General features: G+C 58.3%; 11 protein-coding genes. 3 read left to right on the plus strand and 8 right to left on the minus strand.

Features of this window, described 5'->3' with window-relative positions; all coding sequences use genetic code 11:
* Positions 1-45: 45 nt before the first annotated feature.
* The gene (locus O9X91_RS14355) at positions 46-663 is read left to right on the plus strand and encodes an FMN-dependent NADH-azoreductase (RefSeq protein ID WP_269834317.1); all 618 of its coding nucleotides are present in this window, start codon (positions 46-48) and stop codon (positions 661-663) included.
* Positions 664-695: 32 nt separating this feature from the next.
* Here the strand turns inward: O9X91_RS14355 and O9X91_RS14360 are convergent, their stop codons facing one another.
* The 3 genes from O9X91_RS14360 to ilvA form a co-directional block, all read right to left on the minus strand.
* The gene (locus tag O9X91_RS14360; RefSeq protein ID WP_077982495.1) at positions 696-1,961 is read right to left on the minus strand and encodes a GGDEF domain-containing protein; all 1,266 of its coding nucleotides are present in this window, start codon (positions 1,959-1,961) and stop codon (positions 696-698) included.
* A 117-nt stretch (positions 1,962-2,078) separates the two neighbouring features.
* Positions 2,079-2,390 (minus strand): HlyU family transcriptional regulator, encoded by a 312-nt coding sequence (locus tag O9X91_RS14365; protein WP_077982496.1) that lies wholly within the window; start codon positions 2,388-2,390, stop codon positions 2,079-2,081.
* A gap of 71 nt (positions 2,391-2,461) precedes the next feature.
* Positions 2,462-3,736, minus strand: coding sequence for a threonine ammonia-lyase (gene ilvA, locus O9X91_RS14370; protein ID WP_142912564.1), 1,275 nt, complete (start codon positions 3,734-3,736; stop codon positions 2,462-2,464).
* 80 nt (positions 3,737-3,816) lie between these two features.
* Between ilvA and O9X91_RS14375 the strand changes: the two genes are divergently transcribed.
* Both O9X91_RS14375 and O9X91_RS14380 read left to right on the plus strand, forming a co-directional pair.
* Positions 3,817-5,274, plus strand: coding sequence for a TrkH family potassium uptake protein (locus tag O9X91_RS14375; protein WP_162520435.1), 1,458 nt, complete (start codon positions 3,817-3,819; stop codon positions 5,272-5,274).
* A gap of 106 nt (positions 5,275-5,380) precedes the next feature.
* Positions 5,381-5,635 carry a heavy-metal-associated domain-containing protein gene (locus O9X91_RS14380; protein WP_003521591.1) on the plus strand — a complete coding sequence of 85 codons (255 nt, stop codon included), beginning with the start codon at positions 5,381-5,383 and terminating at the stop codon, positions 5,633-5,635.
* A 340-nt stretch (positions 5,636-5,975) separates the two neighbouring features.
* Here O9X91_RS14380 and O9X91_RS14385 read toward each other — a convergent pair whose 3' ends face one another.
* From O9X91_RS14385 to O9X91_RS14405, 5 genes are all read right to left on the minus strand, one after another.
* Positions 5,976-7,469 carry an ABC transporter substrate-binding protein gene (locus O9X91_RS14385; protein ID WP_269833220.1) on the minus strand — a complete coding sequence of 498 codons (1,494 nt, stop codon included), beginning with the start codon at positions 7,467-7,469 and terminating at the stop codon, positions 5,976-5,978.
* Positions 7,470-7,699: 230 nt separating this feature from the next.
* Positions 7,700-8,710 carry an ABC transporter ATP-binding protein gene (locus O9X91_RS14390; protein ID WP_162520434.1) on the minus strand — a complete coding sequence of 337 codons (1,011 nt, stop codon included), beginning with the start codon at positions 8,708-8,710 and terminating at the stop codon, positions 7,700-7,702.
* A gap of 11 nt (positions 8,711-8,721) precedes the next feature.
* A complete protein-coding gene (locus O9X91_RS14395; protein WP_142912561.1) occupies positions 8,722-9,789 on the minus strand; it encodes an ABC transporter ATP-binding protein in 1,068 nt (355 codons plus the stop codon).
* Between the two features lie 138 nt (positions 9,790-9,927).
* Complete coding sequence (locus O9X91_RS14400) at positions 9,928-10,833, minus strand: ABC transporter permease (RefSeq protein WP_142912560.1); 906 nt, start codon at positions 10,831-10,833, stop codon at positions 9,928-9,930.
* Complete coding sequence (locus O9X91_RS14405; RefSeq protein WP_077982500.1) at positions 10,823-11,767, minus strand: ABC transporter permease; 945 nt, start codon at positions 11,765-11,767, stop codon at positions 10,823-10,825. Before O9X91_RS14405 ends, O9X91_RS14400 begins: the two co-directional genes overlap by 11 nt.
* Positions 11,768-11,835 lie beyond the last annotated feature (68 nt).

Genomic DNA, 11,835 nt, shown 5'->3' on the forward strand with positions numbered 1-11,835 from the left:
CCTCCCAAGGCGCCCGTCAATTCATCGCTTATGCAAGGAAAGACCATGTCCAACATTCTTCTCATCACCTCCAGCCCGCGTGGCGACGAATCGGTTTCCAACAAGTTCGCCGGTGAACTCGCCAGCAAGCTGGAGGCAAAGTCGGCTTCCAACACCCTTGTCCACCGCGATCTCGCTGCTGACCCGATCCCGCATCTCGACACCGTCAAGACCGCCGCCATCCGCAAGGCGCCCGACCAACGCACCGCTGAAGAAGCGGTTGCCGCCGATTATTCCGACAAGCTGGTAACCGAGCTTCTGGCCGCCGATACCGTCGTCATCGGCACCGGCCTCATCAATTTCAACATTTATTCCGGTCTCAAGTCCTGGATCGACAATGTCGCGCGCGCCGGCCAGACCTTCAAATACACCGAAACCGGCCCGGTCGGCCTTGCCACCGGCAAGAAGGTCTACATCGTTCTGGCCGCTGCCGGCGTTTATTCCGAAGGCCCGGCCGTATCGATGAACCACGCCGTTCCTTACCTGAAGACCGTCCTCGGTTTCATGGGCATGACGGATGTGGAAGTCATCTACGTCGAAGGCCTGGCATTCGGTCCGGAAGCAGTCGAAAAGGCCGTAGCTGCCGCCGAAGCCAAGGTTGAAGAGCTGGCGCAGGCCGCCTGAGACAATTTAATGGAGGCTGATGCGGTAATGTATCAGCCGACCCACATTCCGTAACGGCCGTGGACCTGATCACGGCCGTTATTTTTTGCCGCATAGAGCCGCGAGTCGGCTTCCGACAGAAGTTCCATAAATACCCGCCCGTCCTCAAGACCAGTTGCAACACCGATACTGACGGTCAACGGCGTTCCATCGGGCCGGCGCAGACCCGCCAGCACGGCGGCGCGCAGACCTTCCGAGAAGGCGAGCGCGGCCTCATGCGACATCGCCGGAAGCAGGGCCACAAATTCCTCGCCGCCGAAACGGTAGAGATGACCATGTGGCTGGACCGACCGCTTTAGCACGGCTGCGAATTCGCGCAGAATTTCATCGCCCTGTAGATGACCGAAGGTGTCATTGACGGTCTTGAAATGATCGATATCGACGATAAGCACACTGATCGCCCGCCTCTTTTCGGCGCAGTCAAGCACGATGGAAGGCGCGTCGAGTTCCATGCGGGCACGGTCCGAAACACCCGTCAGCATGTCGCGCCCGGAGCGCGACAGCAGTTCTTCGTAACGTTCGCGGAAAGTCAGATCGTTGAAGACATCCGCTATGTTGCGGCGCGTGAGGAAACGGCCCTTGGCGGATGTCAGCCCAAGATAGATCGCGAAGAGCAACGAATAAACGGCAACGGCCGACATCTTCGCTTTCCAGCCATCGTAAAAGACATCGAGAGGTGCGTTGAACAACAATCGCAGCGCTCCATAAAAACCTGCCTGATCGAGGCTCAGGATAACGACGCCGCAAATCGCGAAGCGCAGCACGATATGGCGCTGCAGATAACGACCCAGCTTTTCGTAAAACAGGATGATGGCGATGGCGTCGATGTAAAGCAGGCTGGTTCCCCAAACCATCAGCACGCCCATCTCATCCAGAAATGCGGCGCTGACCGACTGCCCGGGAACAATCGCCACCGTCTGATGAAAACGGATGATCTGCGCCATGATGACGGTCAATATATTGCCGAGAAACAGGCCGTAGATCGGTTGCCGAACAACCGCCGCGTCCTCGCGCATATAGAGCATGAGGATCATCATCAGCTTGCCGGCAAAAAGGATCGAGGAGCCGGGCGACGCCACGCCAAAGGGCAGCTGCACATAAAAAACGGCCGCCAGATAGGTTTCCAGGAAGTGCATGACACCCAGCGCGGTGAGAAAAACACCGATGCCAAGAATATGCCGGTAATGAAGGAATGCCGTCATTACCGAAAAATAGACGATGGCCTCCGTCAGGAAGAGGGCCAGATTTGCCCATTGCATCGGCACACGCCCTATCGATCCACATCACGCCGGTCTATCGGCGCGACTCCATGCCCTTCACAGACGATAGGCCCAAGCAACCAACGGAATCTTAATTTAGAGAATAAGAAAACGTCATCATTTTCCTGGAAAAAGCGACGCGCCGTTCTGCTCAATGATGAGCTTCGCCTTGCGGATCGTGAACTCCACGGCATCGTCCATGCTCGTGAAGACGTCGGCGCGCACAAATTCATGCACCAGCACTTCGTCGCCGGCCTTTTTCTCGATACGGCCCGCCAGGCGGAACTGGCCGCCTTCCTTGATCGGCGTCGCATAAATCAGATAGTCGCCATGCGCATGCGGCTCGGCCTGCGCCACCTTCTGCGGCGCGTCGGCGGACGGCTGGCCGGAGCCGAAGGCCGAGAGGATTTTGGAAAAAAACGATGCCATGGCTTTCACTCCCTCAATCAATCATACGTGGAAAGGCGGCGCTACACCGCCCTTCCCTGTGCCTTGCCGGATCAGATGATCAGGTTCGACAGAATGTCGTTTTCGGTGATGTCTTCATAACCGAGACCCGCCGCTTCAAAGCGCTCCAGCAACCCGGCGAAGTTTTCCTGCGCATTGGTTTCGATGCCGATCAGGATCGAGCCGAAGTTGCGGGCCGATTTCTTCAGATATTCGAAACGGGCAATATCATCGTCCGGGCCGAGCAGATTGAGGAAATCGCGCAGCGCACCGGGGCGCTGCGGCAGGCGCAGGATGAAATACTTTTTCACGCCCGTGTAACGCATGGCGCGTTCCTTCACGTCCGGAAGGCGCTCGAAATCGAAATTGCCCCCGGAAACCACGGCAATCACCGTCTTGCCTTCCAGCCTTTCGCGGCCAAGCTTTTCCAGCGCGGCAATCGAAAGGGCACCAGCGGGCTCCAGCACTACGCCTTCGAGGTTCAACATCTCGATGATCGTCACGCAGATGGCGTTTTCGGGGATGAGCTGGACCTGATCGGCCGGAAAATCCTTCAGCGCCGTGAAATTCAGGTCGCCAATGCGGGCGACGGCAGCGCCGTCGACGAAATTGTCGATCTTGTTAAGCGTCACTGGTTCGCCGCGTTCGAGGCTCTTCTTCAGGCTCGGCGCGCCCTCAGGCTCGCAGAACACGAAGTTCTCCTTCTTCACCGTACCGGCCAGAAAACCGGTGAGGCCAGCCGAAAGCCCACCACCACCAACGGGCATGACGACGATGTCAGGCTTCGTGCCTTCCGGAAGCTGATCCATGATCTCGGCGGCGACCGTCGCCTGTCCCTCGATGATGTCCTCATGGTCGAAGGGCGGCACCATGTAGCCGTCATTATCCTGCACGTGCTGGCGTGCGGCGGCATAACACTGGTCGAATATATCGCCCACCAGACGGATCGAGATAAATTCGCCGCCGAAGATGCGGGTTTTTTCGATCTTCTGCTGCGGTGTGGTCACCGGCATGAAAACGACGCCGTGAACACCGAAATGACGGCAGGCGAAGGCGAAGCCCTGCGCATGGTTGCCGGCCGAAGCACAGACGAAAACCTTGCCCTTGCCGGCCTTGGCCACCGCTTTGCGCAGAAAGTTGAATGCGCCTCTAATCTTGTAGGAACGAACCGGGGACAGATCCTCACGCTTCAGCCAAATCGACGCGCCATACCGACGGCTGAGATGTTCATTCAACTGCAGCGGTGTTTCGGGGAATATTTCCCGCACTTCCCGCCGCGCTGCTTCCACAAGCTGCTTGTCCACGATAGTCAATCCATTGAAATTCATAATGGCACCCGCTATGCCATAGGAAGGCGTCCGAGACAAAGACTCATTTCAGCGCGGCAACAAACTCCAGGTTTCATTTCTTGAACAGCAACCTTCTGCGCTCGGTCATATATGTGGCCTCCATTTTCGGGCTTTACATGGCGACAGCCATGTTTCTGCCGGCGCTCACCGATCTCTATTACGGCAATGACGACTGGATGGTGTTTGCGCTGTCGGGTTTCATGTGCGGGGGCTTTGCGCTTGCCTGCGCGCTGGCGACGCGCGGGCCGATTGCCGCCTTCAACAAACGTTTCGGCTTTTTGCTCGTCAACCTGCTCTGGCTGGTCTTTTCAATTGTCGGCGCGGTTCCGCTTTACCTGTCCGAACTCGGCCTGACACTTGGCCAAGCGTTTTTCGAATCCGTTTCCGCCATTACGACAACGGGATCCACCGTTGTTTCCGGGCTTGACCACGCCCCGCAGGGCATCCTCCTCTGGCGCTCGCTGCTGTGCTGGCTTGGCGGTATCGGTATCGTGGCGCTCGGCCTCTTCATCCTGCCGCTGCTGCGCGTCGGCGGCATGACGTTCTTTCGCATGGAATCCTCCGATACCGGCAATGACCGGCCTTTCGCGCGGCTCGCAAGCTTCACCCGGGCTTTCGTGGCCATTTACATCATCATGACGCTTGCCTGTACGATCGCTTACGATTTTGCCGGCATGTCGCACTTCGATGCGCTGAACCACGCCATGTCGACGGTCGCGACCGGTGGTTTCTCCACCCATGACGCCTCTTTCGCCTATTTCAACAATACGGCACTGCTGTGGATCGCCACCGTCTTCCTGATCTTCGGCAGTCTGCCCTTCTCGGTGATGATCCTGTTGGCCGTGCGCCGCCGGCTGGAAACGCTGCGCGACCCCCAGATCGTCGTCTTCCTGGGATATCTCTGCGCGATTTCCATCGCCGTCGGCGTCTATCATCATCTCAGGAACGGCGTGCCGCTGAACGACGCGCTCAGCCATTCCTTCTTCAACATGACCTCGATCCTTTCCACCGGCGGCTTTGCCAGCGACGACTATACGCTCTGGGGGCCTTTCGTCGTCGTTGTCGCCTTTTTTGCCACCTTCATGGGCGGTTGCTCCGGGTCCACGGCGGGTGGCATCAAGGCCTATCGTTTTCTCATCATGTTCAACGTGGCGCGGGCGGGCCTGAAGAAGCTGATCTATCCGAACGCCGTTTATTCGGTTCGTTATGGGCAGCAGGTGGTCGATCCCGATACGATCCGGACGATTTTCCTGTTCGTCAGCTGTTATGTCGCGCTTTGGATCGCCGGCAGCCTCGCCATGAGTCTGATGGGTTATGATTTTCTCACGTCCATATCTTCGGTGGCAACGGCGCTCGGCAATGTCGGACCGGGTATCGGCCCCGTCATCGGCCCCTCTGGTAATTTCGCCACCATTAGCGATCCGGCGCTTTACGTCCTGTCGATGATGATGCTGCTAGGGCGTCTGGAAATACTGACGGTCCTGGTGCTGCTGATGCCAATTTTCTGGCGCAGCTGATATCGTGGCACACTTGTTGAGCGCCGGCGAATAAAGCGCTTGACCTTCCCACGTTGGAATAGTCCAGGCTCCTCCCGTTAGAATTCCAAACCATGGAGAACCGCCTATGTGCACCGCTCACCAGCATCACGCCGAAACCACGACGGCGCCGGTTGATGCAGACCTTTCTTTTCACGTTGAGGACATGACCTGCGGTCACTGCGCCGGAGTGATCAAGGGCGCGATCGAAAAGACCGTTCCCGGCGCTGCCGTGCATGCCGATCCGGCAAGCCGCACGGTCGTGGTTGGCGGCGTCTCCGATGCGGCACGTATTGCCGAAATCATCACCGCTGCTGGCTATACGCCTGAAGCGCGCGCCTGAACGAAAAAATGCTGGCGGCAGCTTTTCCATGCTGCCGTCGGTCCGCCTTGCCACTCGGTTCACGCTCGATTTCAGCGTAAGGAATGGATGAGGTCCAATATCTCTCCATCGCTCCTCGGCAGATATCCCCTTTTTTCTCGGACAAGACGGCAGTAGGTTGCTCAAAACCAATTGCCGACGTCGCCGACATCGATCGTGGCGAAAACCGCGTCGCAGGCGGGCCTATCCCCCTGCGAGCGAGGGAAGCGTTGAGCGTTGAGCGTTGAGCGGGTCTTTGAAGCCATGCGATTTCTTTGCGCAACCCGGCTCCTCAGAGCCGGGCTCCCTTCGCAATGCCGATCTACTTGATCGCCATATCCTTCGTCAGCACGAAATAGTTGATCGGATGCGGCCGGAAGTTTTCGAGTTTTTCGGAATAGGCATCGAACACGGTTTCATGGACGAGAAAGACCGAGACGGCATCATCATAAATCTTCTTCGCTATCTCACCATAAATCGCGTAACGCTTGGTGGGCTCCACTTCGGCATAAGCAGCCTTGATCAACTTGTCCGTATCTGCATTGCAATAATGCGAAATGTTGTATGTGCCGGTGCAGGAATAGTCGGCGTTGAGATATCCAGCCGGCTCAATCACATCCGTGGCATAACCGCGCGACAGCAGCACCATGTCGAAGTTGCCGGCAAGAAGATCAGGCTCAATCGCACTATATTCTGCGACACGGACACCGGCCGTGATCCCGATCTCCTGCAACTGCGCCTGAATAATAGCGGCCACATCCTTCAGCTCGGTCTTCATCGTGTAAGCAAGTATGGTGACTTTCAGACTGCCCGGGGCGATGCCGGCCTCCTGGAGGAGAGATTTTGCCTTTGCCACGTTATAGGCCGATGCGGGTTCTTCCACCGCCCATGGCTGCCCCGGGGCAAACGGCATGCTCGCGCTTTTGACCTTCTCTTCGTAAATACTGCTGGCGATGCCGGCGGCATCGATTGCCGCACGCACGGCCTCACGAACCTTTTTATCGTTGAACGGTGGCCTGGAATTATTCAGCAGCAATTCTGTGATGCGCGGTACCGAAATGGTGGCGACCTTAACTCCCTTGGTTGCCTCGATGGATTTGATCGACCACGGCGGGACCAGGCGCGAAATCTGCACTTCGCCCGTCCTTATCTGGGTGGCGCGCGTGTCTGCGTCGGGAACGAAATTAACGCGACCCCCGTCAAGTTTCGGCATGCCGCCCCAATATCCGTGATTGGCCTTCATGACCATATATTGATTGGGATCGACTTCCGTGATCTCGAACGGCCCGGTGCAGGTGCCGATAGGATTGATCTTGCCGTCCTTATAGGCCGATGGCGCAAGAATGGCAGTGGCGGGGCTTGCCAACTGCGCAGGCAACAGCACCGACGGTTCGATCGTCGTCACCTTCACAATATCATCGCCAACGGCCTCCACACTGGCGATCTGTTTCGGCGAAAAGGCACGGGCAGGAACGGATGCTTTCAGGAGATTGGTGAGCGCGTTGACGACTGCTGCGGCGTTAAAGTCTTCGCCGTTCTGGAATTTGACGCCCTTGCGCAGCTTGAACTCCCACACTTTAGGCTCGATCTGCTTCCAGGACTCCGCAAGAGATGCCTCCTGCCTCATGTCGAAGCCAATTCTGACAAGGCCTTCATAGCACCCGACACGCATGCCCATTGTGGAATCATCCGACGCCATCTGCCATGCGGCTTTTATGGCGTAGTTGTCATCATAGGTCACAGTGCCGGCATTTGCGGCGTTAGCCCCGAAAGCCCCGGCAATGGCGCAGGTGGTTAAAAGTGCGTGCTTTATCATTGCATAATTCCCCTTATCTTTGATGGCGACGCTCACAATCTAGTTTCCCTAAGCTTTTAATATTATCTATCATTAATTACAAAGAATCACATTGACGGACACGACAATACATCCGCCTTCTTTACATTCATTTTACGTTTTTTATTCGGAATTTTATTCCGTTGTTACTTCACGTACGCACTATTCGACTGTTTTTCACATTCCCTGAAAAACATTCAGTGCACCGTTTCTCAACCCAGTTCCCGCCAGCGGTGGCAGCGCGCAAAGTGCTCTCCGGAAACGCCTTCCAGAGTCGGCTCCACCTCACCGCAGATTGCGGTCGCATATTTACAGCGGGTGTGAAACTTGCAGCCACCAGGAGGGTTGAGAGGGCTCGGCAGATCACCGTCCAGAAGCATTTCCGGTGCATATAACCCCGTCTCGTCCAGCATCGACGAGGCGATGAGAGCTTTCGTGTAGGGATGCTTGGGCGCGCGGAAAAGCTCTTCGCGGTCGGCGATTTCAACGATGCGTCCGAGATACATCACGGCAATGCGATCACAGAGATAACGCACCACGCGCAGGTCATGAGAAATCATCAGAACCGTCAGGCCGTGGCGGCGCTTCATGTCCATCAGGAGGTTCAGGATCTGCGTGCGCATCGAGGCGTCGAGTGCCGATGTCGGTTCATCACAGACAAGGAAACTCGGATTGAGAAGAAGCGCGCGGCCGATGACGACGCGCTGCAACTGGCCGCCGGAACACTGGCTCGGATACCGATCGTAAAAGGAACCGTCGAGACCGACTTCCTCCAGCATTCGGAAAACACGCGCCGTGCGCTCCTCGCGGGTGCCGATGCCGTGCTGGGCAAGCGGCGCCTGCATGCTCTGGCCAATGCGCATACGCGGATCGAGTGCGGAATAAGGGTCCTGAAACACCAGTTGCACAACCCGGCGCACGCGCCGGAGCGCCTCGCCCTGCATGTGCAATATGTCGTGATCTCCGATGCTGACCTCACCCCGCGTCGCGTGCGTCAGGCGCGTGATCAGTCCGGCAACAGTGCTTTTGCCGCAACCGGATTCGCCGACAAGGCCCAATACCTCCCCCTCGCCGATCGTCAGGGAAACATCGTCGACGGATTTCACCACACGGTGACCAAGGCCCGATATGGGATAATATTTGCAGAGATTCTTCGCGACCACATAGGGCCGGCCGCTGTTTTCCGCCGATGGCGGCATCTGTGTCATGGCTTTGGATAACATCATCGCCTCCTTCAACAAACCGCATGGTCGGCATGGTCGTGACCGGCCTGGTCGTCGCCGACTGCCCAGCACCGCGCCTTGCGCCCTTCAGGCAAGGCATTCAATGCAGGCTCCATTGCCATGCAGCGGCTTCCCATGCCTTCAGACTTTGCGAGCGCGCAACGCGGATGAAACCGGCAACCGCAGGACATGTCGTGGGCCTGTGCGCCGGAACCGGGGATCGTCAGCAACTGTCCCTCGCCGTCGGTAGTCAGCAGCGAACAGCTGATGAGTGCCTTGGTATAGGGGTGCTGCGGCGCCTTGAGGATCGCCTGGGTCGGCCCTTCCTCGACGATGCGGCCGGCATACATGACCGCGATCCGGTCTGCGAAGGCGGCAACGACCGAGAGATCGTGGGTGATGAGCAAAGTGGCAAGCCGGCGCTTGCGGCGCTCGTCATCGAGCAGGCGGAGTATCTGTGCCTGAACGGTGACATCAAGCGCCGTCGTCGGTTCGTCGGCGATCAGAAGCTGCGGATTGCCTGACAGTGCAGCGGCAATCATGACACGTTGCGCCATACCGCCGGAAAGCTCATGCGCAAAGCATTGCGCCCGCGCCGACGGATCGGGAATGCCGACATCCGAAAGAAGGCCGACGACCCGGTTAAGCGCGGCGTGCCGGCTCATTTTACGGTGGATCCAGAGCGGCTCCGCTACCTGCGTCCTCACCCGACTGGTCGGGTCGAGCATGGCCTGCGGCTGCTGGAACAGCATGCTGATATCGGCCCCGCGCAGTGCATCGAGTTCGGAAGATGAAAGAGCGAGAATGTCGCGGCCGGCAAAGGAAATGCGGCCGGAATTGATTTCCGCGCCCTGCGGCAAAAGTCGCATCAGCGACAGCGCCGTCATGCTCTTTCCCGATCCGGATTCGCCGACGAGAGCGACGACTTCGCCGGCGTTGACGGAAAGCGTCAGGCCCGAAATAACAAACTTGCGGCCATTTTGCGCCGGCACTGAAACGTGCAGGTCCTCTATCTCCAGAAGCGGTGCGCATTCGGGGGACATGGCCGTATTTGCAAGCGTTTGTCCTTCGATATTCATAAGAGTTCCCCTTATTTTTATTGAATCGGAGGCATTGCGTATTTTCATGCGGCTTCAGACGATATTACTCTCCTTCCTGCTCCGTTGCGTCGTCGATGTTTGGCAATCGTCAAATCCGTCATTGCCCGCCCGCAGGCGTCAATGACCGTTGGTTTTCTTTGTTTCAAGATTCAGGCCATGGCCGATCCACGTTACGCTGAGCGCCGCCAAGAAGATCGCCAGACCCGGTGCGATGACGAGAACGGGCATCCGTTCCGCGTAAGCCTGCGCATCGGCCAACATCAGCGCCCAGTCGGCGGCCGGCGGCTGTACGCCAAGGCCCAGAAACGACAACCCGCCAACCGTGATCAGCTTGTGGCCGAAGCGCAGGAACGCCACCGCCGCAATCGGCCAGATCGTGTTGGGAATAATATGCCGGAAGATAATGAAGCGCCGTGTGCAGCCGAGCACCTCGGCGGCGCGGATATATTCGCGCGAATTGATCGAGAGCGTCAGTCCCCGCGCCAGCCGTGCAAAAGGTGTCCACCCGACGATCGTCAGCGACGCGATCAGCGTGCCATATCCCGGACCGAAAATGGCCACGAGGAAAATCGCGATTACCACGTCCGGTATGGCGATGAGCAGGTCCACGATGCGCATCAGCACCTCGTCGAGGATGCCGCGGCTGCGGCCGCTGATGATGCCGATGAAGGTCCCGATCACGACAGAGAGAATGACGGTGACGGCGGCAATGGTGACCGTGAAGCGGCCGCCGACCAGCAGCCGGCTGAGCACATCGCGGCCCAGGTGGTCCGTTCCCAGCCAGTAGAGGGCGCTCGGCGCGTTCAACCGCAGACGCAGGTTCTGCTTTGCCGGATCATAGGGCGAAATCCACGGCGCGATGACCAGCAGCAGGATGATGACCAGAAAGATCGCCGCACCCGCATAGAAGGTCCAGTGACGGCAGCGGATGAAATCCGTAAACCGGGCGAGGTTCGAGGGGCGCTTGGGCGCAGTCATCGGCATGGCGGCGGCAGGCGCGCTCGGGAAGTGACTAATGGTCATGGTGACCTCGCATTGCTGGATTGATCAGGACATAAAAGCTGTCGGCCAAGGTATTGATGAGGATGGAGAGCGCCACGATGCAGATGAAACCGCCCTGCAGCATCGGGATATCGCGATTGACCACGGCGTCGTAGAGAAGCCGGCCCATGCCGGGGATGGCGAAGATGACTTCCACGACCACCGATCCACCCAAAAGGCCCGCGAGCCACAATGCGAAGAAGGTGACGACCGGCAGCGAACCGTTGCGGACGCCGTGCCGCAGAACCGTGCTATGCATGCCGAGACCGCGGCTGCGGGCCGCCGTGATATAAGGCGCGCGCAGTACCTCGGCCATGGCCGCGCGCGTCACCTGGGTGAAATAGGCGAGCGGCCTGAGCGTGAGCGTCAATGCGGGAAGCACCAGCGAGCGCCAGCTATCCCATCCGGCTGACGGCAACCAGCCGAGATAAAGCGCAAAGACCAGAGCCGACATGGGCGCAAACCAGTATTCGGGCGTTGCGACGAAGGTCTGGATCATCAGCGTCGCAAAATTATCGAGCCGTCCGCCGGGACGCATGGCCGCCAGCGTACCGAGCGGCAGGGCGACGGCGACCGCGAATGCAAGCGCCGTCAGCGCCAGCGTTACCGACACCCAGAGCGAGCGCATAAGTTCGGCAGCGACGGGCTGGCTGCTGGTGAAAGAAAAACCGAGGTCGCCGCGCAACGCATTCGACAGCCATGCGAAATATTGCACATAAAGCGGCCGGTCGAGCCCGAGACTGACCCGTAGCGCCTCCACCGCATGCGGATCGAGCGCGGTATCGCGCATGCGTGAAAACAAGATGGTGCGAGCCGGATCGCCGCCCGCCATATAGGGTAAAAGAAACGCGATGACGGACACGATCGCCAGCATCAGGCACAGAATAAAGAAGCGCTGTATTACCTGTATCCACATGGCTTGGTCTCCTTCATCGTGATTGGCAATTCGCACTGCATTCATTGCCCGCTCCCCCAAAAGGAACC

The organism is Agrobacterium salinitolerans (genome assembly GCF_027498475.1).
Taxonomy (GTDB): Bacteria; Pseudomonadota; Alphaproteobacteria; order Rhizobiales; family Rhizobiaceae; genus Agrobacterium; species Agrobacterium salinitolerans.

Coding starts and splice junctions, on each gene's coding strand:
- O9X91_RS14355 (WP_269834317.1), top strand. CDS start 46: ATGTCCAACATTCTTCTCATCACCTCCAGCCCGCGTGGCGACGAATCG.
- O9X91_RS14360 (WP_077982495.1), bottom strand. CDS start 1,961: ATGCAATGGGCAAATCTGGCCCTCTTCCTGACGGAGGCCATCGTCTAT.
- O9X91_RS14365 (WP_077982496.1), bottom strand. CDS start 2,390: ATGGCATCGTTTTTTTCCAAAATCCTCTCGGCCTTCGGCTCCGGCCAG.
- ilvA (WP_142912564.1), bottom strand. CDS start 3,736: ATGAATTTCAATGGATTGACTATCGTGGACAAGCAGCTTGTGGAAGCA.
- O9X91_RS14380 (WP_003521591.1), top strand. CDS start 5,381: ATGTGCACCGCTCACCAGCATCACGCCGAAACCACGACGGCGCCGGTT.
- O9X91_RS14385 (WP_269833220.1), bottom strand. CDS start 7,469: ATGATAAAGCACGCACTTTTAACCACCTGCGCCATTGCCGGGGCTTTC.
- O9X91_RS14390 (WP_162520434.1), bottom strand. CDS start 8,710: ATGTTATCCAAAGCCATGACACAGATGCCGCCATCGGCGGAAAACAGC.
- O9X91_RS14395 (WP_142912561.1), bottom strand. CDS start 9,789: ATGAATATCGAAGGACAAACGCTTGCAAATACGGCCATGTCCCCCGAA.
- O9X91_RS14400 (WP_142912560.1), bottom strand. CDS start 10,833: ATGACCATTAGTCACTTCCCGAGCGCGCCTGCCGCCGCCATGCCGATG.
- O9X91_RS14405 (WP_077982500.1), bottom strand. CDS start 11,767: ATGTGGATACAGGTAATACAGCGCTTCTTTATTCTGTGCCTGATGCTG.